Below are 26,562 nucleotides of genomic sequence, written 5' to 3'. Positions count from 1 at the left end.
TGATTAAAAAAATGACAAATTTAATCAAAAATCTTCATGTACTTTAAAATTATATTATAATAAAAGAAAAAAAGAAAGATATAGTAAGGGAGACATTTTATGAAAATTTTAATTAACGTATTTGCTATTCTCATCTTTATCTCATCTTTGGTAGCAGGAAAGATGTATTGGAATCATCAATTGGACAAACAGTTCGAAACAAAGCCTACGAGAGTAAGCGCAGCAGAAACAAAAAAGGATCTACAAACCGAGACTAAGAATCTGCCGGAATCAATTGTAAAAAAATTAGAGAATGCAAAGAAAACAGGAAATCCCGTAAAACTTGTAATTGTCGGGTCCGCTCCTGAGAAAGACGTCAAGACGTGGGGAACTTTATTGAAAGATAAAGTAGAAGATACATATGGGACGGATTTAATAAATGTAGAGTTGTATGAATACAAACAAATGAATACATTACAATTTGTGAAATCAAAAAAGTATGAAGATATTACAAAAGCAAAGCCTGATATCTTGCTCTTTGAACCATTTTTATTAAATGATAATGGAGTAGTAGGAATCGACAACACGCTTGAGAATTTAGATGTTGTTATGAAGCACATTGAAGCTGGAAACAAAAACTTAGTAACGATTTTTCAGCCTTCAGCACCAGTTTATCAGGCAAAAAATTACCCCAATGATGTAAAAGCTCTAGAGGATTTTTCAAAAGAAAACGGGTACGAATTTATTAACCATTGGAAATCTTGGCCGGATTACAATTCAAAGGAAATTACAGAATACTTAACCGATGTACCAGGTCAGCCTAATGAAAAAGGTGAACAAGTATGGGCAGGCTTTTTAATCCATTACTTTACCAATAATTAAATACAAGTAATGAAAAAACAAGATCTTTTATGAAAAGATCTTGTCTTTTTGAGTAAGGTTATTTAGTTCATGAAGAAACTTTTGGTAATAGGAAGATTCATAATGTCTAGGAGATAAACCCCACTTATGATTTTCATCAGCCAACACTTCACCTTTAATTTCTAAATAACAAGCATTATGAATGTTATCAGCTAAATAAGAATACATGTATTCAAGCTTTTCATTATTAGAATGAATTTCTTCAATATTATCAAAAGATTGAATGATGCCGTCTTTATCCACATATTTTTCTTGCCATAGAGCTTTATGTATAATAACTTGTTCGATGCTACTGTTGTTAATTTCTTCGATAAATCTGTCAGCTGAGCTTTTCCACAGTTCATCTGTTTTATCTGCAAATTGTTTTCCTTTTAAGTCTGTTACTAAATTTGATCTAGTAAATTCGTCAGAATAAGTAAAATAACTTTCTCCGCGTTTCATAATTCTTAAACGTTCAGATAGCAAGTCGATGATTAAGACTTGTGCTTCGGTTTCTCTTACGTTTTTAAAAAACAATTTATTTAAATCGTTATACACACATCTTTTTTGAAAGTTTGACTCTAGAGAAATGCGATGTATGGATATGTTCATGGAATTTGATGCTAGAGATATAATATTGGTTCTAGCAAAATAACTATTTATTTCATATTCATGATCAAACATAGCAAACGGATCTCTAGAAACACAGCTTCCTAGAATATCTATCTTTTTATTCAAATCAATTAACAGCTCCTATTCAGTGTAAATCTGTCCTATTTTTAAACACATATAAAAAATATATACGAATAAGGATAAAGATGTCAATGTAAAATAGGTATATTTTCATTCCTCTATTTCCTTTTTACTAGAATGAAAGCGTGGAAAATCATTGTTATTTACTCCCTTAATCGAGAACAAAAAATTACCTGAGACATTTCAGTACAAAACAAAGGTCTATCGCTACTTAAACAAAGCATAAAGGAAGATTTATACTTATATTGGAAGAAAGAAAAAAAGTAGTGTGCTATAATATAACTCATGGAATACTATCCATGATCTGAGGCATAGAAAGAGGAGAAAAAAATGATAGATATATATACCAATATCTTGCCAAATGTGAACAGTGGTCCCAAAAGTGTAGAAGAATTTTTAGAAATGGCAAATGTATTAGTGAAACAAGGAGTAACAGAAGTCGTAGCAGCACCTCTTTATGACGGAAAAGATTCCAGCTGTAGAGAAAGTGTTGATCTTGCAAATGAATGGTTAAGAAAATCTTCTATTTCGTTAAGCGTTTTACCAGGTCAAAAAGTAATTGCCTCTACCAATATGATTGTATCAAATGAAGAGTATTACACGATGACAATAAATGAAAATGAAAAATATATGTTTTTACACATTCCACAAGACGTGGAAATTGAAGTGTTAGAAAATATTGCTTACGAGCTTCAGCTAAAAGGTATTGTACCGGTTTTAAATGAGCCTGAGTGCCATTCATTATTTGTGGAGAATCCTCCGCATTTGTACAAGCTCGTAAAAAATGGAGCAGTCGTTCAGCTGTCTGCACAAAGTGTGCTTGGAGGCAACGGCAGTAAAGCTAAAAAAGCAGCTTATCAGTTCATTGATCACGGATTAGCACACGTTATTGCATCAGGCGTGAATCGTGAAAATTACCAGCAGTACGGTCTGCAAAAAGCTTATTCTGCCGTGTCCAAAAAATACGGCAACAGCAAGCTTTATCATTTTATGGAAAATGCAGAGGCTATTGCGAGCGGGAAGGCTGTTTATAAACAAGAGCCTGAACGCATCAAAAAAACAAAATTCCTAGGAATCTTTTAAATTTTCCCTTTGTACCCTGATTAACTTCTGTTTAATCAGGGTATTTGCATACAAAGACCTATTCCAGTCCCTTCTTTTCTCATCATTATTTGGAGTTATTTTACAAATTTTGTTTGCGTTTTCACAAAGAGTAATAGTAAAATATTGTTAGTTAAGTAGATGACAGGAAAGTACGCGGTTTTCCGGGGTTCATGGTGGTAAATGTCGAGAAGAATACATAGTTTCACACTAGAAATCGTCGTAGAATAGAGCTATACAAAGCGCAGGGAGGGAAATAAAGTGATTGATATTCATACGTACATATTGCCCAATATCGATAGCGGACCTGAGGAAGTAGACGGCTTTTTGAAGATGGCACGCTCCTTAGCGGACCAAGGCGTTCAGTCCGTCGTGGCGACGCCGCTTTATGATAGCGATCAAGAGTTTATGAAACACCATTTATTTCTCTATGTGAACGCAGCTAATGAATGGCTCACGAATTCATGTATTCCTCTTCAAGTATTACCAGGTCAGCTTGTCCCTTTATCACCTCAACTTCTGCGAAACTATGAGCGAAATCAGCTTCTTACGCTTAATCACACCGATAAATATTTGTTTCTTTCACTGCCTGACTATGATGTCTCACCTTATTTTGAAAAGATACTGTCTAATCTTCTTACAAAAGGCGTTGTGCCGATTCTTCGTTCACCAGAATGTCATCCGATTTTCCGCGATCACCCCGAGCGTTTGTATGAGCTTGTTAAAAAAGGTGTGCTCATTCAGCTAAGCGCCGCTAGTATTCTTGGTTTAAACGGAAAAAAAGAAAGAAAAGCGGCGTGTACGTTTATTAAGTACCGCTTAGCCCACGTGATTGCCTCTGGCGTTCATGCTCGCAATTACCACGACTATTCACTTTCAAAAGCGTATGATTATATTTCCGATATGTACGGTGCGTCAGAACTTTATTTTTTTATCGAAAATGCAGAAGCGATTATCGACGGTCGTCCGGTGCATCAATTAGACCCTGAGCCGATGAAAAAATTTAGTTTATTTAAATTATTTAGCTGAAAACAAGGGACTTTTCCATAAAAATGGGAAAGTTCCTTGTTTTGTCTTTCTTTCATTGTGGTATGGAATAGAAACAAAGTTAAAGAAAGGAAGGCTGAATATGATAAAAACTACAGCTGGAAAAGCAGCTATGTCGGTATTAAAAGAATGGAATATTGATCACATTTTCGGTATGCCGGGAGATTCAATCAATCATTTTATGGACAATCTGCGAAGTGAAAAAGATGAAATTGAGTTTATTCAAGTCCGTCATGAGGAAGTAGGAGCACTTGCGGCATCTTCTTACGCTAAGATTACAGGCAAAATCGGCGTATGTCTGTCGATTGGAGGGCCGGGTGCAATTCACTTATTAAACGGCTTATATGATGCCAAAGCAGACGGTGCACCGGTGCTAGTGCTAGCTGGACAGGTGCCTCGCGCGAAGCTTGGTAATGAATCGTTTCAAGAAGTGAACTTAGAACGTGTTTTTGACGATGTGTCGGTGTTTAATCACCGAGTAGATTCGCCGGAATCGTTTCCGCATCTGCTTCAGCAAGCGATTCGAACGGCTTATGCGAAAAAAGGCGTCGCGGTCTTAGTTATTCCAGATGATATTCCGTCTTCAACGATTAAAATTGATGAAAAAACGCCAGTTGCGAATGTATCAAAAACCATTTCTCACAGTGATCCAGAAGATGTAGCTAAAGCGCTTCTAGCGATTAAATATGCAAAAAAACCGGTTATTTTAGCAGGAACAGGTGCCAAGCACGCCAAGCTTGAATTAGCGCAGTTTGCAGAGAAAATAGCGGCGCCGATTATCTTTACGCTTCCGGGTAAAGGAATACTGCCTGATCATCACCCTTATAATCTAGGTCAGCTCGGTCAAATTGGGACAAAGCCGGCGTATGAAGCGATGGAAGAAACCGATTTGCTGATTATGATTGGAACTTCGTTTCCATATCGTGAGTTTTTACCAGATGGAGTCGAAGCAATACAGCTGGATTCTGACGCCACACAAATCGGCAGACGCTATCCTGTATCTATCGGATTAGTCGGAGACTCTAAAACGACGCTGTCACAGCTTGCGCATAATTTAGATTACCAAGAAAACCGCCGTTTCTTAGAAGAGTGTCAAGTTAATATGGAAAACTGGTGGAAACACGTAGAAAAAGAAGAAAACGAAGTGAGTACGCCAATCAAGCCGCAGCAAGTCATTCCTAAGCTGCAAAAAATCGTTGATGATGATGCGATTGTATCTGTTGATGTTGGGAACGTGACGGTATGGATGGCAAGACATTTCCGTATGACGAATCAAAAATTTGTGATTTCAAGCTGGCTGGCAACAATGGGCTGCGGACTTCCGGCTGCGATTGCAGGAAAGCTTGCTCATCCTGAAAAACAATCGGTAGCCGTGTGCGGTGACGGAGGCTTTACGATGGTCATGCAAGACTTTGTGACGGCTGTGAAGTACAAGCTGCCAATTGTTGTAGTCGTCCTTAATAACAGTGAAATCGGGATGATTAAATATGAACAAGCCATTCAAGGTCACTTGGATTACCAAACGCAGCTTGGTGAAATGAACTTTGCGAAGTTCGCTGAATCGTGCGGAGGAATTGGCTACCGCGTTGAAAAACACGAGGAGCTCGAAACAGCGTTTGAACAAGCAGCGCTTGCGAATGTTCCTGTAGTGATTGATGTCGTTGTCGCAGATGAACCGCCGCTTCCAGGCAAAATTTCATTCGGACAAGCAGCCAATTATTCGAAGCATATTATGAAAAAGTTCTTCAAAGAACATGAGCTCGAAATGCCGCCGCTTCGAAAAGGACTAAGCAGAATGCTTTAATCAGTGACTCTCCGTATAGGAGAGTCTTTTTAGGAGGGATATCATGGGAGTGTTTGAAATCATTTTACTTGTTTTTGGTGCGGTCATGATGCTTGTGATTATAGTGCCTGTTATTATGGCTATTATTCTTTGGACGAAAGATGAAAAACAAGAAGAGCATTCGGTTTTGAGAAACTATCCGCTGCTCGGGAAAATGCGCTATATTTTTGAGAAAATGGGGCCTGAACTGCGTCAGTATTTATTTTTAAATAATAACGAAGGCAAGCCGTTTTCTAGAAATCAATACGAGCAAACCGTTAAGTCGGGTAAATACCTCAACCGAATGATGGGATTTGGCTCAGAGCGTGATTTTAACGAACCGGGCTACTACATTCGTAATGCGGTATTTCCAAAGCAGCGCGACGAAATGAAAGCGGATAATACGCAAAAAATTAAAACGAAAGTATATAAAATGGACGCCGATAACTTATTCAGCCGAAGAGAGCACCGAGAAGAAAAAGAAGCGGATCCGTTTTATTTGCGGGATGAAGAGGCGGTCGTTATAGGTCCTTCATGCAAAAAGCCGTTTGTTGTAAAAGGATTAATCGGTCAATCAGGTATGAGCTTTGGAGCGCTTGGTGACCACGCGATTACGGCTTTGTCACTAGGTTTAGGACGAGCAGGCGGCACGTGGATGAACACGGGAGAAGGCGGACTGTCACCCTATCATTTAAAAGGAAACGTGGATATCATTTTTCAAATTGGTCCAGGGCTTTTTGGCGTTCGGACAAAAGAAGGCGAATTTTCATGGGAAGAATTTAAAAAGAAAAGTGAAATGAAGCAAATTAAAGCGTTTGAAATTAAGCTGGCCCAAGGAGCTAAAACGCGAGGCGGTCACGTAGACGGTTCAAAAGTAACGGAAGAAATCGCTGAAATCCGCAACTTAAAGCCAGGAGAATCGGTAGACAGCCCAAACCGCTTTAAAGAGTTCGCGTCGTATCCTGAAATGTTTCAGTTTATTGAAAAACTTCGAGACGTAGGCGGCAAGCCGGTAGGCATTAAAATGGTTGTCGGAAACACAAATGATCTTGAAGAAATGGCGGCGTATATGAAAGAGACGGGAAGCGGTCCTGATTTTATTACGATCGACGGAGCAGAAGGCGGAACAGGCGCATCGTTTCAGGAATTAGCGGACGGAGCGGGCGTACCTCTGTTTTCAGGACTTCCTTTTGTGGATGAACTGCTTAAAAAGTATGGCGTTCGTGATGAAGTAAAGCTCTTTGCATCGGGCAAGCTGTTAACGGCAGATAAAATTGCGACGGCTTTATCACTGGGTGCCGACTGCGTAAATATTGCAAGAGGCTTTATGTTTTCTGTTGGCTGTATTCAAGCGCAGGTTTGTCACAATAACCGTTGTCCGGTAGGAGTAGCGACAACGGATCCAAAGCTGCAAAAAGCGCTTATTATTGAAGAAAAGTCATACCGCGTGTGCAACTACGTGCTGTCATTACGTGAAGGGTTGTTTAATTTAGCCGCAGCAGCCGGTATTGATTCGCCAACGAAGTTTTCAAAGAAACACGTGGTGTTCAAAAACAGCAGCGGACAGTTAGCTGATATTTCTGTAAAAAAAAAGATGTATGTATAAAAAGCTGCCAATCGGCAGCTTTTTTATTGTCTTCTTTGAAGCAAATGCAGGCAAAACTCTAAGTCTTTTTGAAGGTGCTCTTGCATTAATGCTTCCGCTTTTTCAGCATTGCGTTCTTTAATCGCGTTATAAATGTCTTCGTGTTCGTCAATTAAAAATGGGCGGTTGTAAAAAACCACGGTATGACGGAACAAGTAAATGATCGACTGCATGCGGTCGATGATGTTAATCATGACGTCATTGTTGCTTGCGTTCACAATGATGGCGTGAAAACGCTCATTCGCGCTCATAATGTCTTCAAATGAGCCGTTTCTTCCAATGTCTACGCATTCCTTTAATTCTTCTAATTCGTTATCAGACAAAAAAGTTGCGGCAGCTTTAGAAGCTGAGCCTTCTAGCAGCATTCGCACTTCAAACAAGTTGCGTAAGTCTTTTTCTGTCGGCGACACGACTTTTTTTCGAACAATCAGTCCTTCGTATTCTAAGCGTCTAATGGAGTCACGAATCGGCGTTCGGCTGAATCCAAGCTCGCTCGCTAATTTTTCTTCGACAATTTTTGTACCGCCTTCAAGCTCACCGTTTAAAATTTTGTCTCGAATCATCTCATAAGAAGGGTGATGAGACGAACGAGAACCTTGATTTCTTAACATACTCTACTTCACCTCTAGCATTCGACACGAGGAAATCTCGTCTCTTTCTCTCTTTATTTTTTATCATTTTGTACGCGTATACCCAAATCATACTATAACTTGTGAAAAGGTGGGACTGAAAGTTTCGCTTTTAGAAATAAATTTCATTTAAAAAAAGGCTAGACAAATAAATAAAATGCGAATATGATGAGTGTATACAAAATCATCAGAAATGTATACAAAAAATATTTTAACGTATACATTATTTTTTAAAACATATTTGAAAACGTATACAACAAGGGGAGGAAACGAAAATGACAAAACGCGTTGGATTTATTGGACTTGGAATTATGGGAAAACCGATGACACTCAATTTATTAAAAGCAGGTTTTGAGGTAGCGGTTTACGATATTAATAAAGCAGCAGTAGAAGAAGTGAAAGCAGCAGGAGGATTTGGAGCAGAAAGCCTTGCTGAAGTTGCAGTGAACAGCGACGTGATGATCACGATGCTTCCGGCTTCACATCATGTAAAAAGCGTAGTTCTTGGAGAAGAAGGGTTGATTCATAGCGCAAAAGAAGGAAGCGTTATCATCGATATGAGTTCCATTTCACCGGTAGCATCAAAAGAAATTGCGGCCGAACTTGCACAAAAAGGAATTCACATGCTAGACGCTCCGGTTAGCGGCGGAGAGCCAAAAGCAATTGACGGCACGCTTGCGATTATGGTCGGGGGAAATGAGCACATCTTTGAAAGCGTTTCACCTATTCTTCATGCGATGGGAGCAGAAATAACGCTTGTTGGAGACAACGGAAGCGGCGTAACGGCGAAGCTTGCAAACCAAGTGATTGTAAATTTAAATATCGCAGCGATGTCTGAAGCACTTGTACTAGCAGCCAAAGCAGGCATTGACGTTGAAAAAATGTATCAAGCGATTCGCGGCGGATTAGCAGGAAGCGCTGTATTAGATGCAAAAGTACCGCTTATTTTAGACCGCAACTTTGTAGCAGGCGGACGCATTGATATTAACTTAAAAGATATGACAAACGTGATGGAAACGGCTCATGACATCGGCGTACCGCTTCCGCTTTCAAGTCAGCTTGTGGAAATTTTCCATGCGTTAAAAGTAGACGGAAAAGCAAGCGATGATCACGGCGGAATTGTACAGTACTATGAAAAGTTAGCAAACGTTGAAGTGAAAAAGAAGGTGGAAGCATGATTAAACAAGATGAAAAACGACTTGTAAGCGATGTGTTTAAAAACATTCCAGCGGTCGATGAGGCACTTGTACAAAAAATGCTCGATGATGAGCTGCTGACGTTTAATCAAAAAATCATCGTACTGGATGATGATCCAACGGGTGTTCAAACCGTTAACGGCATTTCCGTTTATACAGACTGGAGCAAAGACAGCATTAAGCAAGGATTTTCAGAAGAAAACTCCATGTTTTTTATTCTAACGAATTCACGCGGATTTACCGCTTCTGAAACGGAAAAAGCGCACGCGGACATTGCCGCCGTTATTACAGAGGTAGCGGCTGAAGTAAATAAAGAGTTTTTAATTATCAGCAGAGGTGATTCAACTCTTCGCGGTCACTATCCGTTAGAAACAGAAGTATTAAAGAAAACCGTTGAACAGCACTCAAATCAAGTGCTTGACGGTGAAGTGATCTTTCCTTTCTTTAAAGAAGGCGGACGATTCACAGTTGATAACATTCACTATGTGCAAGATGAAGACTACTTAGTGCCGGCAGGAGAAACGGAGTTTGCAAAAGATCGTACGTTTGGCTACAGTAAGTCTCATTTAGGCGAGTGGGTGGAAGAAAAGTCAGAAGGAAAATTTAAAGCAAGTCATACGACATATATTTCGCTCGGAAGCATCCGTGCACTTGATTTAGTGACGATCACAAATCAGTTAATGGAAGTGAAAGACTTTAACAAAGTAGTTGTGAACGCAGTGGATTATGTGGACGTAAAAGTTGTGACGATTGCACTTCTTCGCGCGATGAAGCTTGGAAAGCACTTTATGTATCGAAGCGCTGCGGCTTTAACAAAAGTAATGGGCGGCGTGAGCGACAAAGACCTTTTAACAAAAGAAGAGCTCATCAAAGAAAAGTCGTCAAACGGCGGATTAATTATGGTTGGCTCGCATGTTAAAAAAACAACAGAGCAGCTGGAAGAATTAAAGAAATGCAGCTTCATTGAATTTATTGAATTTGATTGTCATCTTGTCTTAGAACCTGAAAAGTTTGAAGCAGAAGTGAACCGTATTATCACTGAAGCAGAAAAGCTTATTTCCAAAGGTCAAACGGTAGCTGTGTATACAAGACGCGAGCGCTTAGATCTTGGTGAAGGCAAAAAAGAAGAAGAGCTTAAATTATCGGTAAAAATTTCAGACGCGGTTACAAGCATTGTTCGCCGCTTAAACGTTCGTCCAAACTTTATCGTCGCAAAAGGCGGCATTACGTCAAGTGATATTGGCGTAAACGGCTTATCGGTAAAGCGCGCGACGGTTGCTGGACAAATCAAACCCGGCATTCCGGTATGGGTAACGGGAGAGGAAAGCAAGTTTCCAGGCATTGCGTACATCATTTTCCCTGGAAACGTCGGAGCCAAAACAACGCTTCGTGAAACGGTTGAATTACTAAGTAAATAGAAAGAAGTGAACGTACGAGGTGCGTTCACTTTAGAAAATATTTGAAAGCGTATACATTATTTGGATGTACGTACATGAAAAATGGTCACACTAAGGGGATGAACATATGAATTCAGTATTCGGATTAAGTCATGAAGCAAGTCTTTTGCTGTATGCAATTGTATCGATTGTTGGACTTATCTTTTTAATTGCTAAGTTTAAAACAAATCCGTTCGTAGCGCTAATTGTCGCGGCTTTGTTTATGGGTCTTATTTCAGGAATGAAGCTGCCTGATATCGTAACGGCTTTCCAAGAAGGAGTAGCGAGCGTCTTAGGATTTATCGCGATTGTTCTTGGTCTTGGAACGATGTTAGGTAAAATGATGGCAGAGTCAGGCGGAGCCGAGCGTATTGCCCGCACGTTAATTAAAGTATTCGGTGAAAAGAACGTACATTGGGCAATGATGGTTGTAGCCGTTATTTGCGGTATCCCAGTCTTTTTCCAAGTTGGTGTTGTACTATTAATTCCGCTTGTATTTGTAATTGCCAAGCATACGGGTACGTCACTTATTAAAATTGGTTTATCATTAATTGCCGGCTTAGCCGTTGTTCACAGTTTAGTACCTCCACATCCAGCAGCGATGCTAGCGGTAGATATCTTTAAAGCAGATTTAGGTAAAACGATTTTGTATTCATTAGTTGTGGCATTCCCAGCTGCAGCGGTGGCAGGTCCTATTTACGGATCGTTCATTTCACGCCGTGTTCACGTAGAGCCAACGGGTGAAATTATGGAGCAGTTCACAGAGTCGAAGCATAAAGATCTTCCTGGCTTCGGAATTACGTTATTCACTATTTTACTACCGGTACTATTAATGCTTTTAGCAACAATTACTGGGTTTGTTTATCCAGAAACAAGTACGATTCGCTACGTAACAAACTTTATCGGAAGTCCAATCGTTGCGCTATTGATTTCGCTAGTGTTTGCTTTTTATTCGTTCGGTTTTGCAAGAGGGTACAACAAAGATGATTTGTTAAAATTTACAAACGAATGTCTTGGACCCGTTGCTTCAATCATTTTAATCATCGGTGCAGGCGGCGGTTTTAATAAAATTTTAACAGCAAGCGGTGTAGGTGACGCAATTGCAGGATTTGCTCAAGATGCACACCTTTCTCCTATCGTGCTTGCATTTGTGATTGCCGGGTTAATTCGTGCAGCAGTTGGTTCAGCAACAGTAGCAATGACAACAGCAGCAGGTATTGTAGCACCAATTGCAGCAACAATGCCAAACGTAAGCCCGGAGCTGTTAGTACTAGCAACAGGCGCAGGTTCTGTGATGCTATCGCACGTAAATGATTCTGGCTTCTGGTTAATCAAAGAATTCTTCAATATGTCAGTGGCTCAAACGTTAAAAACGTGGACAGTGATGGAAACGATTCTATCATTTGCAGCGTTTGCAATGGTTCTTATTTTAGACATTTTTATTTAAAAGAAAAGCGCTGGCTTCAGCGCTTTTTTCTTTGGATATAAAATAAATTCAAAATATTTCAAATAATGAGAAAAAAGACTAGATTTTCCCCTTTTCGATAGTATAGAATAGTTATAAAGTAGCAAAAGGGGGTAGATGTATGACAAATGTTGAAAATTATCAAATTGGTTTGACGACAAAAGCATTGATTCCAGTGAATGACCCTATTCACCGCACAAAGGTGCTGGATGCAGCAGGAGAATACATGCTAAGAAAGACATGTAAGCAATTATTAGAAGAGGCGTGTATTCGAGAGTTAAGTACATTTAAAGGATCCATTGCCGCTGTTCGAAAACTATTTCCCTATAAACAGCTTACACCTCTTGTCATTAGTCGTTCACAAGCGATTATTGCGTTTCCTACATCTTCGCCCAATGACTACAGCTGCGCTTGGATTTTCTCCTCTCATGTTCATACTTCACATACGCTTGCTACAGTTCATTCACCCTCTATGCTGATTCACTTCAAAGACGGAACGTTCATCCCAGTGAAGCTTTCTTATTATAGTTTAGAAAAAAAGCTGGCCAGAGCGGCTGTTATTCGTAATTACTGTTTAGAAAGTCCGCTTGTCTTGGCATAATGCGTTCGATTTATCGAATAAACTTGTCCTACATATGAACAATCGTTTGGACTACACATATGAACGGAAGGAGGAAGCTTATGATAAGCTTCCTCCTTTTCTTACTCCTGAAGAAGTGAGGCCTTTAGCTTTTTGCGAGCTGCTTTTCCCCAGTTTTTAACGGCTCCCGTGGAGACTCCGTATTTACAGGCAATATCTTTATACGAGTAGCCTTCTAGTAGATGTTCGATTACATAGATTTTTTCTCTTCCCGTTAAATGTTCGATATGCTGCTTAATGATTTCACTTTCTAGCGGAACGGGAAGAGCGGGATATTCATTTAGTGAAAGCAGGTTCTGCTCAGCCGGTGTTTCACGTTCTTCGTATAAAATGGTGCCTTTTAAATGAGAAAGGATCGTACCACGCACGGTTGTGTAGGCATAAGCAGAAAAAGATCCTTTGCTTTCGTCAAATTTTTGATACGCTCTCCATAAACCAATCAACGCAATTTGATAATATTCGTCGTAGTCTTTGTAAATATGAAATTTTTTAATCATCGATACAATTAATGGATGAAAAGATGAAGCGATTTGATCAAACGAGCTTTTTTGCATGTGGCATTCCTTTTTCAAAAACGCGTTTTTGCTGTATTCCGCCGGTATCTCTACTGTACAAGGGGAAGATCACATGTGCGAATGAACGTACATTATGTTTTCTTTTTAAGAAACGTGACGTAATTTCCCCGGAAACTTCACGTTTCGCTAGGAAATATGCGAAGTATACGTGTATTTGTAGAGATTTTACGTACGAAAGGTCCCCCATTCCAAATTCTACTAATCTATACTATTTATATATCGATGTAGCAACTCTACCATCACGGAAGAGCGGTGATGGTAGAGTTGCTAGACCTAAGCGGCAGTCACCCTCCCTTGCGGGTTTGCGCCTGCCGCATATGTGAACCTTTTTGGGCAAATTCAGTGGAGTATTTTTGTGTTGGTCCTTTTGTTTATTCTATTGAATGTAAGTTTGGTGGAGAGGATATAGTAGTTTTTAAAAATGGGTAAAGGGGAGATTGAATGAAGGCGATGGTTGGGATAAATGTGGCGGCGGCTGTTTTGTGCGGCGCGGTGATGTATGCAGGAACGCAGCACTGGCAGGAGCAAACGGAAGCGCAGGCAAGTGAAGTGAAGTCGGCTGTTGTACATAAAGAAAAACAGTTTTCTGATGTATCTGCTTATACACAAAATCTTCCAGACTTTATTACAAAGCAAATTGAGTCGTCTGTCGCAAATAAAAAACCTCTGACTCTTGTAATTGCCACATCCGCAAAGGAAGCAGGGTGGCCTCAGCAGTTAAAAAAAGAACTAGCAGCTACATATGGAAGTGATCTATTTACGGTTAAAACACTTTCATATGGTAACGGGACAACGGATGTGCTTTTATCCTCACATATTGCCGATCAAATTGATCAACTTCAGCCAAACATTATTCTGTTTGAAGCACCTCTTAAAAATGACTACCAGCACCTTACGCTAGATGAGACGCTTGAAAATACAGACAAGCTGATTCATCAGCTCAAAGACTTGAAAAAAACCCTTATGATTCAGCCGTCACAGCCATATATTTCACAAACGGAGTCCTATGAAGAAGGGGTAGAAGCGATCAGGGGAGTCTCTGAAGCAAACTGGGTATATTATATGAATCACTCGCTCATTTGGCCGTTTCATTTAGGCGAGTATATAAATAAAGACAGCGGTAATTTAACGAAAAAAGGAAATGAAGTGTGGGGAGAGTACGTTGTGAATTGGTTTACGGGAAAATAAAAAACAAGCCTTCTTTCTTTTGAAAGAAGGCTTGTTTTTTTCATAATTTTGCTAGATTGTGACTTTTCTTCGTTTTATAGTAGTAATTTTTGGTATCTCTACACTTATAAAGTTTAAAACCAAAAATCTCTAAAGGAGTCCAAACCTTTTTGATGTTTACGAGTGGCATTACGATTCCTCATCCTGTTCTTTATAGAGTTTATATTAATTCATTATAAAGAACTTAAGAGGGATAGTAAATACTATAAAGAACAGGTTATCTAAAAAATTCTTTATAAAGAATTTTTTGGAATAACTATTTTTGTTACATAAATAGTTAGGAGTGCTTGATCTGCAGTAGCCGCAATAGTCGATTTATCTGCTGATAAAAGGGGTAGATCACAAGATACTAACTCAAGTCTTTAGAACAAGACTATCAAACTATCGCTCATTTTTAATAGGAGTGATTTTTATCATAGCTCAGGTTATTTATTCTTGTTACATTAACGTTGTGAAAAACATCACAAAATAAAATGCAAAGGATGATTCAAATTAAAATGTAATTAGAGCACTTATTTTTTTTGCTTGCTGTTAAAGCAATGGAATCGCATACATACCATTATAGTGTTAGATAACCTAACACATAAGTTGAACGATTCAGAAAATTCATATATCTTAAATGTATCTTTAAAGATGCATAGGAAATATATCTTTGAAACAAGCAGGTATAGACGCCAGGGGAGGAATGGAAGATGCAAAAAAAGAAACTCGTATTGATTGGAAATGGAATGGCTGGAGTTCGAGCGATTGAAGAAGTATTGAAGGTTTCAAGCGAAGCGTTTGAAATTACGATTTTCGGAAGCGAGCCTCATCCGAACTATAATCGTATTTTACTATCAAAAGTGCTGCAAGGAGATACGAATGTTGAAGACATTACGTTAAACGATTGGAACTGGTATCAAGAAAACAATATTACATTATATACGGGCGAAACGGTTACTAGTATCGATTCGATAAAAAAAGAAGTAGCGACAAACAGCGGCAGAGTAGAATCGTATGATGAGTTGATTTTAGCAACGGGCTCTCTTCCTTTTATTCTTCCGATTCCAGGATCTGATAAAAAAGGAGTTACGGCTTTTCGAGATATAAAAGACACGGATGAAATGCTGCAGGCTTCTCAGCAGTATAAAAAAGCAGCGGTTATTGGAGGCGGACTGCTTGGATTAGAAGCAGCGCGCGGACTGTTAAATTTGGGAATGGACGTATCTGTGATTCATTTAGCTCCGTATTTAATGGAACGCCAGCTTGATCCAACAGCGGGCAAATTGCTTCAAAACGAATTAGAAAAACAAGGCATGAAGTTTTTGCTTGAAAAACAAACGGCGGAAATCGTCGGCGATGAGCGAGTTGAAGGATTATCTTTTAAAGATGGGACGTTTTTAGACGCTGATTTAGTCGTGATGGCCGTTGGAATTAAGCCAAACGTTCAGCTTGCAAAAGAAGCGGGACTTAACGTAAACCGAGGAATTGTTGTAAATGACTATATGCAAACGGATATTCCAAACATCTACGCGGTTGGAGAATGTGCAGAGCATAGAGGAATGGTATATGGACTGGTGGCACCTTTGTATGAACAAGGAAAAGCATTAGCAAAAGCGATTTGCGGAGCAGAAAAAGTGGCTTATGAAGGGTCGGTTTTATCAACACAGCTAAAAGTGTCAGGTGTTGAAGTGTTCTCCGCAGGAGATTTCACGGAAGATGAAGAGAAAAAAGCGATCAAAGTGTTCGATGAACAAGACGGCATTTATAAAAAGCTTGTTTTGCGAGGCAATCAAATCGTAGGAGCCGTTCTTTTTGGAGACAGCAGCGACGGAAATCGACTGTTTTCAATGATTCAAAAGCAAGAAGATGTATCCGATGTCGCAAAAGTATCGATTTTACAGCCATCTGGCGGTAACGCGGGTGAAAGCTTAGTAGCAAGCATGAGCGCCGATGATATTATTTGCGGCTGTAACGGCGTAACAAAAGGTACGATTGTGGAAGCGATCCAAAAACAAGGATGCTCATCGGTTGATGAAATCAAAGCTTGTACAAGTGCCTCTCGTTCTTGCGGAGGATGTAAACCGCTTGTAGCGGAAGTGCTTCAGCATACTCTTGGCGCTGACTTTGACACGGCGGTGCAAAAAGAAGCGATTTGCGGCTGTACGACTCTGTCACGAGATGAAGTTGTCGAAGAGATTAAAGCAAAAGGCCTTTCGCATACGCGTGAAGTGATGAATGTACTTGGCTGGAATAATGAAGAAGGCTGTTCGAAATGCCGTCCGGCGCTAAATTATTATTTAGGTATGGTGAATCCAACCGGATACGTTGATGAACGCGAATCGCGATTTGTGAATGAACGCATGCACGCAAATATTCAAAAAGACGGCACGTATTCTGTAGTTCCTCGCATGTACGGAGGCGTCACAAATGCAGAAGATTTACGAAAAATTGCAGATGTTGTTGATAAATATGAGATTCCGCTCGTAAAAGTGACGGGTGGTCAGCGTCTTGATTTGTTTGGTGTTAAAAAAGAAGATTTGCCTAGCGTATGGGAAGAGTTAGATATGCCTTCTGGCTACGCGTACGGTAAGTCGCTGCGGACGGTGAAAACATGCGTGGGCGAACAGTTTTGCCGTTTTGGCACGCAGGATTCAATGGGCGTTGGAATTGCGCTTGAGAAAAAATTTGAAGGACTATGGACGCCTCATAAAGTGAAAATGGCTGTATCTGCTTGTCCGAGAAGCTGTGCTGAGTCAGGTATTAAAGATATTGGCTTTATTGGAATTGACGGCGGCTGGGAAATTTACGTGGGCGGAAATGGAGGTACGCATCTTCGCGGCGGAGATTTATTGTATAAAGTAAAAACAGACGAAGAATTGATGGACATTACAGGAGCTTATTTGCAGTATTACCGAGAAACGGCTAATTACTTAGAGCGTACGTCTGCATGGATTGAGCGCATGGGACTTTCGCACATTCAGTCCGTGCTTGATGACGCTGAGACGAGAAGAGAGCTGAATATGCGTATAGACGAAGCGTTATCTACGTACCGTGATCCTTGGAAAGAAATCGTCGAAAGCAAAAAGACGAAAAAAGAGCTGTTCGAAACAGTTGTCACATCATAAAGCTGGGGGGAAATAAAAATGGTGAATAAAAACATTACAAAAGTATGCGTAGGGTCGATTCATGATTTTCCGGTAAGCCTAGGTAAAACAGTGAAAGTAAACGGAAAAGAAATTGCGGTGTTTAAGCTATCAAGCGGAAAAATACGGGCAATTGAAAATCGCTGTCCGCATAAAGGCGGGGTGTTAAGTGAAGGAATCGTGAGCGGCGACTCGGTGTTTTGTCCGATGCACGACTGGAAAATTTGCTTGCATGACGGTAACGTGCAAGAGCCTGACAGCGGATGTGTCGATACGTACGAAGCGTCTGTTGAAGGAGATTTACTGTATCTTTTAATTGAAGAATAAGTACCGTGGCGCGTTGATTTTCAACGCGCCACAAAAATTCAAGGGGACACACTAAAAGGAGCGAAGCAAAAATGAGAACAGGAAAAGTGTACATTGTAGGAGCCGGACCAGGAGATCCAGATTTACTAACGATAAAAGCAGCCAAATGTTTAGAAAAAGCAGATGTTATTTTATACGACCGATTAGTGAACCCTGTTCTTCTTCAGTATGCAAAAGAAGGAGCCGAACTCGTCTACTGCGGGAAAAAGCCTGGTGATCACTGCGTTTCTCAAGAGGATATTCATGATTTGCTTGTATTCTACGCAAGAAAAGGAAACACCGTCGTGAGGTTAAAAGGCGGAGATCCGTTTATTTTCGGAAGAGGCGGTGAAGAAGCAGAAGTGCTCGCTCAGCATAGAATACCATTTGAAATCGTTCCGGGTATTACAGCGGGAATTGCGGCACCGGCTTATGCTGGGATTCCTGTGACGCATCGTGAGCTGAGCCGTTCGTTTGCCGTTGTGACGGGACACTGTTTGAGCGGCAAGCCGGAAAGTATTCGCTGGGAGCATTTAGCAAAAGGAGTTGATACGCTTGCGATTTATATGGGCGTTAAAAACTTGCCTTATATTTGCCGTCAGCTTTTAGACGCCGGAAAAAGCGCGGATACACCGGTCGCTCTTATTGAACAAGGTACGTCGGTTTATCAGCGCACGGTTACAGGCACGCTTGGCACTATTGTAGACACGGCTGCTGAACAGCAAGTGAGTAATCCTGCGATGATTGTGATTGGTGAAGTGGTGAAGCAAGCTTCTGCTCTTTCTTGGTTTTTGGAAAAAACAGAAGAAAAAGTATGCGTCTAAGATGAATAAAAGGAGGAAACGCTTTTGCTTAAGAATTCACTGCAGTCGATGAATGAGTTAGCCCGTGAAAAAACGAAGCTTGTGAATGATCATTTGCCGAGTTATTTGCTGTTAGCTGTGCTTGCGGGTGCTTACGTAGGACTTGGCGTTATATTAGCTCTATCGGTAGGAGCGCCTTTAGCTTCTGCTTCTTTACCGGTCGTTTCTCTTGTGATGGGGTTATCTTTTGCTGTTGCTCTCCTGCTTGTCGTATTTGCAGGAGCTGAATTGTTTACGGGGAATCATATGATTTATACGATCAGTACGCTATCGGGAGTCACGACATGGAAAGATACGTTTAAAAACTGGACGTGGTGTTTTATCGGAAATGCGATAGGTGCGTTTGGGCTTTGTTTGTTAATTACCGGAACCGGTTTGTTTAAAGGAATTGAACCGAACCATTTACTTATGACGCTGGCAGCTAAAAAAATGAATTTGCCGGTCAGTGAATTGTTTTTTCGCGGCATCCTTTGCAACTGGCTTGTGTGTCTGGCAATTTGGACGGCTGCGCGTACTAAAAGCGATGCGGCAAAGATCATGCTTATTTTTTGGATGCTGTTTGCATTTGTGGCTTCAGGATACGAGCACAGCGTGGCAAATATGACGTTTCTTGGTCTAGCTTTATTGCTTCCCCATCCTGAGGCGATTTCGGCTGCTGGACTATTTCATAACTTAATTCCTGTTACACTTGGAAACATCGTAGGGGGAGGATTGTTTGTAGGAAGCATTTACTGGTTTGTGAACGCTAGGCAGCTAAAAGAAGCTAAAAAGCGGCCGGCTGCTCTCTCAGCTGACTTGGATTCTGCTAAACTGTCTAAATAGCAAAAAACCGCTCTTTGTACCATATAGTCTGCTTTTTAAAGCTAACATCACGGTATTTTAGAGCGGTTTCTTCTATATAATATAAACTGCTTAAAGCGTATTCACATCTATACGTATCGAACAAGCAGTATTGTTCTTCATTTTATAGAAACAGGAAGTCTGTGAGAATTGAATCCGGACAGATTCTGTTGAAATGAATGTGTGAGGGTGCAGGTATCATCGAAGAGGCAGAGGGCATCTTAGAATTTTAATGTTGTTTGGCATTTTATGCTCTTTTTGAGCATCCTTAAAGCAGTTGTACATTGCTTTGCTGCCTGAATGATTAGCGGAGTGAATTGTAATTCGATCGGCATATAAATGATGCTTTACCATAAAATGCACGAGCATTAATCCATTCCGTGTCTTACTCAGTAAATCGTGATCGAGTGATAAATGTTCAACATCGAATGATCTTAGCAGATCAATACATTCATCAATCGTTTCGGCTAAAACATGACCGTCAGGGCATTTGCGATAGTCGTCTAGAAAAACATTGATTTTCATGACTGATTCTCCCTTCCTTGCCTTGTATTTAGTGTAACATACATAATGTCATATACCTACCTAAGTCTATTCGACACGTTTTAAGCTATTCCTTCTTAAATAGGGGTAAAAACACGAATTTTTATCATTATTTGCATATTCACGGCGAATAAACAGGAAATAAGGAAAGAGATGTCGAACGAAAAAAGAGATGTCGAACGAAAAATGAATAAATAAACAGTTTAAACTGGAAATTAACTTTTTTTATTCTGTGATCTTTGTTTAACAAGGTCATTTAAATCCCAGATTTGACAAGGGGTGGAAAAGGTTTAATGAATAAAAGATTGTGAGAAAAAAACGATAATTTGCGATTTTTTTAAAATAAATTGGAAATTTCTCTTTACGAAAAAGATGTTTGGGACGTATAATTTGATTTAAGGATTTTTTGGAACATAGTATGACAATATGACAAAAAAGAAAAGTAAGGTGAATAGAATGGGTAAGTTATTTAGTATCGGTGAAGTATTAATTGATATGATTCCAGCTCAAAAAGGTCTTCAATTGAAAGAAGTGGAATCGTTTACGCGTGTGCCAGGCGGAGCGCCGGCAAACGTTGCAGCAGTTGTTGCTACATATGGTAATGAGTCAGCGCTTATTACAAAAGTTGGAGAAGATGCGTTTGGAGACTTTCTAGTAGACACGCTTCGTGAAGTAGGAGTAGGTACTGATATGGTCTATCGTACAGAAGAAGCAAACACAGCTTTAGCTTTCGTTTCCCTGCGTGAAGACGGAGAAAGAGATTTCAGTTTCTATCGTAATCCTTCAGCAGATTTATTGCTAACTGAAGACGAAATTAACCCTGATTGGTTTGCAAGCAACGATGTTCTTCACTTCTGTTCGGTTGATTTAGTTGAAAGTCCTATGAAATACGCTCATATGAAAGCGATTAAAAGCATGAAAGAAAAAGGCGGAGTTATCAGCTTTGACCCAAATGTACGTCTTCCCCTATGGAAAGACCATGAGCTATGCCGTCAAACGATTTTAGAATTTATTCCAAAAGCGCACATCGTCAAAATTTCAGACGACGAGCTATCGTTTATCACAGGCATTGAAGATGAACAGCAAGCAATTCAGTCTCTATTTACAGGTGACGTTCAAGTAGTTGTGTTCACAAAAGGTGCAGAAGGCGCAACGCTTTATACAAAACAAGCTGTCTATGAATCAAACGGTTACAAAGTAGCGGTTGTTGATACAACAGGTGCAGGAGATGCGTTTATTGGCGGATTCCTTTATCAGCTATTAAGCCGCGATGTGTCACAAGAAAACTTAACGGCTATTCTTGACCGCGACCATGATGCTATTTTGCGCTTTGCAAATGCAAGCGGTGCCTTAACGACAACTGGAAAAGGTGCGATCAGTTCAATTCCAGCTAAAGAAGTAGTAGAGCAATTTTGTAAGCCTGTAGCTAACTAAGTAGCTTACTAAAATGAAAAGGCTTTATCTCTTCTTATTTTCAATCAGCAGAGGCGTCCGTTTCTGCTGATTGCAGATCACATAAGAGGGAGAAGCGAGCTGCGGAGTAAGAAGAAAAAAATTTTTTCTGTTTTTAAAAAATAATCAAAAAAATTTCTAGCTAAATAATAAATGTTCGTGTTAGTATAATACGAGCAGCAAGAAATAGCAGTTTTACCACCATTTATGAAAACGTTATATATTTATCGATGTAGGAAATTTAATAGGATCAAAGAGCGATCCTATTAAATTTTCTAAACCTAAGCGGTTGATGCCCCCCTTGCGGGGTAGGCATCATCCGCATAGGTGAACCTTTGGGGGAATATTCAAGGGGAATAAGCGCGTAACCCTTGGTGAAAGAAAAGCAGTAAGTTATTACGTACTACGTACATAGATTAGAAATAGGAAAGTAGGTTAAGAGAAAGATGGATATTTTGCTAGGTGTTCTTCCTTCCGTTGCGTGGGGAAGCATGATTTTAGTTAGTATGAAGATGGGCGGTGGACCTTACAGTCAAACGCTGGGAACAATTATTGGAGCTTTGATTCTTTCATTTGTTCAGTTTATGATTGTGCAGCCGGTGTTAACGCCAACGCTCGTTATTGTCGGAATTGTTTCAGGTTTGTTCTGGTCAGTAGGTCAAAGCAATCAGTTTAAAAGTGTTCCATACCTTGGTGTTTCAAAGTCAATGCCGATTTCAACGGGTATGCAATTAGTATCAACAGCTCTTTTTGGTGTTATTGTATTTAAAGAATGGTCAACGCTTCAAACGATTGTACTTGGATCTATTGCGATTCTTTTAATACTAGCAGGCGTGGTGCTTTCTTCATTAGACGGTAAAAAAGAAGGAGCACAAGGGACTCCAGGACAAACGAAAAAAGGAGTTATCACTCTTATCATTTCAAGTCTTGGGTTCTTAGTTTACGTAGTTATCGCACGTATCTTCAACGTAGACGCATGGGCAGCTCTATTCCCGCAAGCAATCGGTATGTTAATTGGCGGCTTAATCATTACATACAAACATAAGCCATTTAACAAATATACGATTCGTAATATCTTACCAGGTCTAATCTGGGCATCTGGAAACATGTTCTTATTCTTATCTCAATCAAGACTAGGCGTAGCAACAAGCTTTTCATTATCGCAAATGGGTATCGTTATTTCAATTTTTGGCGGTATTGTCTTCTTGGGAGAAAAGAAAACAAAGCGTCAATTATTTTATGTATCTCTTGCGAGTGTACTGATTATTTCAGGCGGTATCTGTATCGGCCTCGCAAAAGCCCACGCTTAATGTATCGATGTAGAAAAACCCCCATGGCTAAAGTACAGCCATGGGGGTTTTTCTAGAACTAAGGGTTTGAGGCACCCCTTGCGGGGTAGCCTCAAACCCTTAGTGAAGGTCAAAACCTTAGTAAAAACCAAATCTTAGTGTTCTTCAGTGCTCTTCGGAATTTCAAGGCTGCATGTTTATGTTGGGGTTTCTCATTCTTAAGGCTGATTGTTTTTCATTCTTTGTTAGGAAGCTGTTTGGTATGAGATGGCTTATAGTAGTAGAAAAGGATGGAGGGAAGGCTATGATTAAGAGTATTTATGAGACGCATGTGCAGGTTCGGAATTTGGAGGATTCGATTGAGTTTTATAGACGTCTTGGGCTGACGTTTGTTCATAAAATTGAAGAGAGGCGCTGTGCTTTTTTCTTTGTTGGGGAACAAAAGCAGATGCTTGGACTTTGGGAAACCGATGAAAAAGAGCTGAAAAGAAGTCATTTTGCTTTTGGAATTGAAGCAGCAGATATTCATGAAGCGTTAATGTGGCTGCGTTCAAAAGGTATTGAACCGGAAGAGACATCGTTTGGAAAGCCGCAAACAGAGCCTATTGTTCATACGTGGATGCCGGCAGCTTGCGTGTATTTTAATGACCCTGACGGTACCGTTTAGAGTTAATTACACTTTTAGATGATAAGCCCGTTATATCTAAGGATTTTCCTTATTTAAGTGAATGGAATAAAGAGACCGGAACGAAATTATTTTAGCTCAAGTGAAAAACGAACCATTGATCAACGTGTTTGATTCGTGGTTCGTTTTTTTGGTTATGGTTAACGTAGGTTTCATGTGTGTAGGTCTTTCCAGCAGTTGATTGGAGGGCAAGGCGAAGACTCCTGCGGGAAAAGCGGAAGGGGTGAGACCCCGCAGGAGCGCAAGCGACGAGGAGGCTCACTGGCCGCCCGCGGAAAGCGAAGTCTTGCATGGAAATTAACTGCGGTGTCATAAGCGATCTATATGAACTCATGTATCCCATTTGTTCGTATTTAGGTTGGATTCATTTCGTTATAATTCAACCTTTGTTTGTGTATCATAAACATAAGTTTGACATAATAATAAACATATAATATATTTGTTTATAAATTAATAAACAAAATAGAAAGGTGTCTATTTATATGGTGAACGATTTGTTTTGGGAATCATCTTTTGAAGATATGAAGAAAGGGTACGGGGAAAGCGAAGATCACTACCACTGCTTACTGTGCGGTGAAAGCATTGAAAAAGGCATTATTTATCCGGTGGAAGGTGTTTTTTATGAAGCAAAACGCTATATGAAGCTTCATGTGGAGCAGCAGCACGGGTCTGTATTCCAACATTTAATAGCGCTAGATAAAGATGTAACGGGTCTGTCTGATCATCAAAAAAATTTAGTGAAGTTTTTTAAAGAAGGAAAAAGCGATAGTGATATTCAAAAAGAAATGGGAATTGGCAGTTCATCGACCATTCGAAATCACCGCTTTACGTTAAAGAAAAAAGAGCGTCAGGCAAAAGTGTTTTTAACGCTGATGGAACTGTTAAACGAGGGGGAAGAAGAGAAGGCGGTATCCGTAACAAATACGGCGCCTAGAAGAAGTCAGCGCTACAGCGTCAGTGATGAAGAACGTGAAAAAATTTTAGCGAAGAATTTTCCGCAAGGTTTAAACGGACCTCTTCGCACCTTTCACTTGCAAGAAAAACACCGTCTTGTTGTTCTTGAAGAATTAAGCGGGCATTTTGCTTTTGGAACAACGTACATCGAAAAAGAAGTAAATGATAGGTTAGCACCTTTTTATGATGACTACGCCGTGCTGCGTCGCTATTTAATTGAGTACGGTTTCTTAGAGCGCAGCGCAGACGGAAGCAGCTACTGGAGGAAAGTAGAGACAGGGATGAGTGAAAAAGACTATAAAAAGCAAATGAAGCAGCTAGCGAAAGAAGTAAAAACAGAAGGCGGCGTGTATCAAATAAAAAACCTTCAAAACAATAAGATTTACATTGGCTCTACGCCTAACATCAAAACGTTAAACGGCGTAAAGTTCACGTTAAAGACGAATACTCATCAAAATAAAGAGCTTCAAAACGAGTGGAATACGTACGGAGGGAATGCTTTTTCAATTGAGATGCTGGAAACGATTAAAAGAGAAGAAGAAAAAGCACTTTCAAAAAAGGAATTGCTGAAACTGGAAGCGAAATGGTTAGAGAAGCTGCAGCCTTACGGCGAAAAAGGCTATCATTCGCCGAAAGCTGATACAAAGGAGAAATAGGTGTGAAGAATCAAGATGCTAAAATTGAAGTAGTGGAATCAGAAAAGTCCGTCAGTAAGCTGATGCTTGTGTTTTTGATTCCGCTCATGTTAAGTAATGCCATGCAGTCAGTTGGGCAGCTGGCGGGGAGTATTATTGTGGGAAGAGCGCTTGGAGTTGATGCGTTAGCCGCTATTTCCGCTTTTTTTCCTCTGTTTTTTCTGCTCGTGTCGTTTTCGATTGGAATTGGTTCAGGAAGTTCCATTTTAATCGGGCAAGCGTACGGGGCACAAAATGAAAAACGCGTCAAAGAAATTATCGGCACCACGCTCACGTTTACCTTTTTAGTAGGGGTTGTGCTTGCCGTTTTGGGAAGCATATTTGCTCCGGATATTCTTCGGATTATGGGAACGCCGGCTAATATTATTGATGTAACGGTTCACTATGCGCGCATTTTGTTTGTGGCAATTCCTGTTTTGTTTTTATACTTTGTTTATACGACGTTTATGCGCGGAACCGGAGACTCTAAAACGCCTTTTTACTTTTTAGTTGTGAGTACGGTCTTAAATATCATTTTCCTTCCGATTTTAATTTTTGGATGGATCGGAGTACCAAAGCTTGGAGTGTACGGCGCTGCGTACGCAACAGTGTTTTCAACCGTATTAACGTTCGTTATTATGACTATCTATTTACGCAAGAAAAATCATCCGTTAAAGTTTGACTCATCTATTTCATTAAAAATGGACGGAACGCTTTTAAAGCTGCTTATGCGTTTAGGGATTCCAGCTAGTATCAATATGATTTTAGTTTCTCTTTCTGAAATCGCGGTTATTACGTTTGTAAATGGATTTGGCTCAGACGCTACAGCAGCGTACGGAGCGGTGAACCAAGTGGCAAGCTATGTACAAATGCCGGCAATCAGCTTAGGAATTGCGGTTTCTATTTTTGCGGCGCAGTCGATTGGCGCCAATAAATTTGAGCGTTTAAAAGAAGTGATCCGCTCTGGAATTATGCTGAATTACGTTATTGGCAGCGTATTGATTTTACTTATTTATCTCTTTTCCAATCAAATTTTAGGTCTGTTTTTAACAAGTCAGCACACGCTTCATATTGCTGAAGAGCTGTTAGTGATAACACTTTGGAGCTATTTGATTTTCGGTCATGCGCAAATTATTACCGCTACGATGCGAGCAAGCGGTACGGTGCTTTGGCCTACGGTATTTAGCATTATGGCTATTTGGTGTGTGGAAGTACCCGTAGCCTACGTGTTATCGCAGTTTACACCTCTTGAAATCAAAGGGATTTGGATTGGATACCCAGCGGCGTTTGTGGTCAGCTTAATCCTGCAGTACAGCTATTATCAATTTGTATGGAAGAAAAAGAAAATTGAACGCCTTGTCGGATAAAAAACGAGTG

General features: G+C 40.1%; 23 protein-coding genes and 1 pseudogene. 20 read left to right on the top strand and 4 right to left on the bottom strand.

What is annotated here, in order from left to right; translation table 11 throughout:
• Positions 1-99: 99 nt before the first annotated feature.
• Complete coding sequence (locus tag AC2YJL_RS18195; RefSeq protein WP_253352399.1) at positions 100-861, top strand: SGNH/GDSL hydrolase family protein; 762 nt, start codon at positions 100-102, stop codon at positions 859-861.
• A gap of 27 nt (positions 862-888) precedes the next feature.
• Here the strand turns inward: AC2YJL_RS18195 and AC2YJL_RS18190 are convergent, their stop codons facing one another.
• Complete coding sequence (locus AC2YJL_RS18190; RefSeq protein ID WP_487374842.1) at positions 889-1,617, bottom strand: DUF6270 domain-containing protein; 729 nt, start codon at positions 1,615-1,617, stop codon at positions 889-891.
• A 345-nt stretch (positions 1,618-1,962) separates the two neighbouring features.
• Here AC2YJL_RS18190 and AC2YJL_RS18185 point away from each other — a divergent pair, with 345 nt between their 5' ends.
• The 4 genes from AC2YJL_RS18185 to AC2YJL_RS18170 all read left to right on the top strand — a co-directional run bounded on the left by AC2YJL_RS18185 (position 1,963) and on the right by AC2YJL_RS18170 (position 7,208).
• Positions 1,963-2,715 carry a CpsB/CapC family capsule biosynthesis tyrosine phosphatase gene (locus AC2YJL_RS18185; RefSeq protein WP_098332213.1) on the top strand — a complete coding sequence of 251 codons (753 nt, stop codon included), beginning with the start codon at positions 1,963-1,965 and terminating at the stop codon, positions 2,713-2,715.
• Between the two features lie 279 nt (positions 2,716-2,994).
• Positions 2,995-3,762 carry a tyrosine-protein phosphatase gene (locus tag AC2YJL_RS18180; RefSeq protein ID WP_487374841.1) on the top strand — a complete coding sequence of 256 codons (768 nt, stop codon included), beginning with the start codon at positions 2,995-2,997 and terminating at the stop codon, positions 3,760-3,762.
• A 100-nt stretch (positions 3,763-3,862) separates the two neighbouring features.
• Entirely contained in the window at positions 3,863-5,584 is a 1,722-nt protein-coding gene (locus tag AC2YJL_RS18175; RefSeq protein WP_487374840.1) for a pyruvate oxidase, read from the top strand.
• A gap of 85 nt (positions 5,585-5,669) precedes the next feature.
• Positions 5,670-7,208 carry an FMN-binding glutamate synthase family protein gene (locus AC2YJL_RS18170; RefSeq protein WP_487374879.1) on the top strand — a complete coding sequence of 513 codons (1,539 nt, stop codon included), beginning with the start codon at positions 5,670-5,672 and terminating at the stop codon, positions 7,206-7,208.
• A 23-nt stretch (positions 7,209-7,231) separates the two neighbouring features.
• On the opposite strand, the gene AC2YJL_RS18165 is transcribed toward AC2YJL_RS18170, so the two are convergent.
• Positions 7,232-7,858, bottom strand: a complete 627-nt coding sequence (locus AC2YJL_RS18165; protein WP_095379802.1) for a GntR family transcriptional regulator — start codon at positions 7,856-7,858, stop codon at positions 7,232-7,234.
• A 293-nt stretch (positions 7,859-8,151) separates the two neighbouring features.
• Between AC2YJL_RS18165 and garR the strand changes: the two genes are divergently transcribed.
• From garR to AC2YJL_RS18145, 4 genes are all read left to right on the top strand, one after another.
• The gene (gene garR / locus AC2YJL_RS18160; protein ID WP_057241655.1) at positions 8,152-9,054 is read left to right on the top strand and encodes a 2-hydroxy-3-oxopropionate reductase; all 903 of its coding nucleotides are present in this window, start codon (positions 8,152-8,154) and stop codon (positions 9,052-9,054) included.
• Complete coding sequence (locus tag AC2YJL_RS18155; RefSeq protein WP_487374839.1) at positions 9,051-10,490, top strand: four-carbon acid sugar kinase family protein; 1,440 nt, start codon at positions 9,051-9,053, stop codon at positions 10,488-10,490. The genes garR and AC2YJL_RS18155 overlap by 4 nt, the downstream gene beginning before the upstream one ends.
• Positions 10,491-10,596: 106 nt before the next feature.
• Positions 10,597-11,955: a GntT/GntP/DsdX family permease gene (locus AC2YJL_RS18150; protein WP_013055857.1), complete on the top strand. Its 1,359-nt coding sequence runs from the start codon at positions 10,597-10,599 to the stop codon at positions 11,953-11,955.
• Between the two features lie 139 nt (positions 11,956-12,094).
• Positions 12,095-12,574 carry a competence protein ComK gene (locus AC2YJL_RS18145; protein ID WP_487374838.1) on the top strand — a complete coding sequence of 160 codons (480 nt, stop codon included), beginning with the start codon at positions 12,095-12,097 and terminating at the stop codon, positions 12,572-12,574.
• A 101-nt stretch (positions 12,575-12,675) separates the two neighbouring features.
• On the opposite strand, the gene AC2YJL_RS18140 is transcribed toward AC2YJL_RS18145, so the two are convergent.
• Positions 12,676-13,167, bottom strand: coding sequence for a sigma-70 family RNA polymerase sigma factor (locus AC2YJL_RS18140; protein ID WP_487374837.1), 492 nt, complete (start codon positions 13,165-13,167; stop codon positions 12,676-12,678).
• Positions 13,168-13,629: 462 nt separating this feature from the next.
• Between AC2YJL_RS18140 and AC2YJL_RS18135 the strand changes: the two genes are divergently transcribed.
• The 5 genes from AC2YJL_RS18135 (at position 13,630) to AC2YJL_RS18115 (ending at position 19,570) form a co-directional block, all read left to right on the top strand.
• Complete coding sequence (locus tag AC2YJL_RS18135) at positions 13,630-14,376, top strand: SGNH/GDSL hydrolase family protein (RefSeq protein WP_487374836.1); 747 nt, start codon at positions 13,630-13,632, stop codon at positions 14,374-14,376.
• A 731-nt stretch (positions 14,377-15,107) separates the two neighbouring features.
• Positions 15,108-17,522: a nitrite reductase large subunit NirB gene (nirB, locus tag AC2YJL_RS18130; protein ID WP_487374835.1), complete on the top strand. Its 2,415-nt coding sequence runs from the start codon at positions 15,108-15,110 to the stop codon at positions 17,520-17,522.
• An 18-nt stretch (positions 17,523-17,540) separates the two neighbouring features.
• A complete protein-coding gene (nirD, locus tag AC2YJL_RS18125) occupies positions 17,541-17,867 on the top strand; it encodes a nitrite reductase small subunit NirD (RefSeq protein WP_013055862.1) in 327 nt (108 codons plus the stop codon).
• A 71-nt stretch (positions 17,868-17,938) separates the two neighbouring features.
• Positions 17,939-18,709 carry a uroporphyrinogen-III C-methyltransferase gene (gene cobA, locus AC2YJL_RS18120; protein WP_050691768.1) on the top strand — a complete coding sequence of 257 codons (771 nt, stop codon included), beginning with the start codon at positions 17,939-17,941 and terminating at the stop codon, positions 18,707-18,709.
• 24 nt (positions 18,710-18,733) lie between these two features.
• Complete coding sequence (locus tag AC2YJL_RS18115) at positions 18,734-19,570, top strand: formate/nitrite transporter family protein (protein ID WP_407819088.1); 837 nt, start codon at positions 18,734-18,736, stop codon at positions 19,568-19,570.
• A 216-nt stretch (positions 19,571-19,786) separates the two neighbouring features.
• Here the strand turns inward: AC2YJL_RS18115 and AC2YJL_RS18110 are convergent, their stop codons facing one another.
• On the bottom strand, positions 19,787-20,113 hold the full coding sequence (locus AC2YJL_RS18110) for a cyclic-phosphate processing receiver domain-containing protein (protein ID WP_025749520.1): 327 nt from the start codon (positions 20,111-20,113) through the stop codon (positions 19,787-19,789).
• Positions 20,114-20,587: 474 nt separating this feature from the next.
• Between AC2YJL_RS18110 and AC2YJL_RS18105 the strand changes: the two genes are divergently transcribed.
• The 6 genes and pseudogenes from AC2YJL_RS18105 (at position 20,588) to AC2YJL_RS18080 (ending at position 26,552) form a co-directional block, all read left to right on the top strand.
• Positions 20,588-21,565: a carbohydrate kinase family protein gene (locus AC2YJL_RS18105; RefSeq protein ID WP_487374834.1), complete on the top strand. Its 978-nt coding sequence runs from the start codon at positions 20,588-20,590 to the stop codon at positions 21,563-21,565.
• A 464-nt stretch (positions 21,566-22,029) separates the two neighbouring features.
• The gene (locus AC2YJL_RS18100) at positions 22,030-22,893 is read left to right on the top strand and encodes a GRP family sugar transporter (protein ID WP_014461163.1); all 864 of its coding nucleotides are present in this window, start codon (positions 22,030-22,032) and stop codon (positions 22,891-22,893) included.
• Positions 22,894-23,176: 283 nt separating this feature from the next.
• Positions 23,177-23,634, top strand: a pseudogene (locus tag AC2YJL_RS18095) (VOC family protein).
• A gap of 100 nt (positions 23,635-23,734) precedes the next feature.
• The gene (locus tag AC2YJL_RS18090) at positions 23,735-23,872 is read left to right on the top strand and encodes a hypothetical protein (RefSeq protein ID WP_195695091.1); all 138 of its coding nucleotides are present in this window, start codon (positions 23,735-23,737) and stop codon (positions 23,870-23,872) included.
• A gap of 167 nt (positions 23,873-24,039) precedes the next feature.
• Positions 24,040-25,167, top strand: a complete 1,128-nt coding sequence (locus AC2YJL_RS18085; protein ID WP_487374833.1) for a DUF2087 domain-containing protein — start codon at positions 24,040-24,042, stop codon at positions 25,165-25,167.
• A gap of 62 nt (positions 25,168-25,229) precedes the next feature.
• A complete protein-coding gene (locus AC2YJL_RS18080) occupies positions 25,230-26,552 on the top strand; it encodes an MATE family efflux transporter (RefSeq protein ID WP_487374878.1) in 1,323 nt (440 codons plus the stop codon).
• The last annotated feature ends 10 nt before the right edge of the window (positions 26,553-26,562 follow it).

It is taken from the genome of Priestia sp. SRI_019, assembly GCF_057586255.1.
This window is presented reverse-complemented; position numbering and strand designations above follow the sequence as displayed.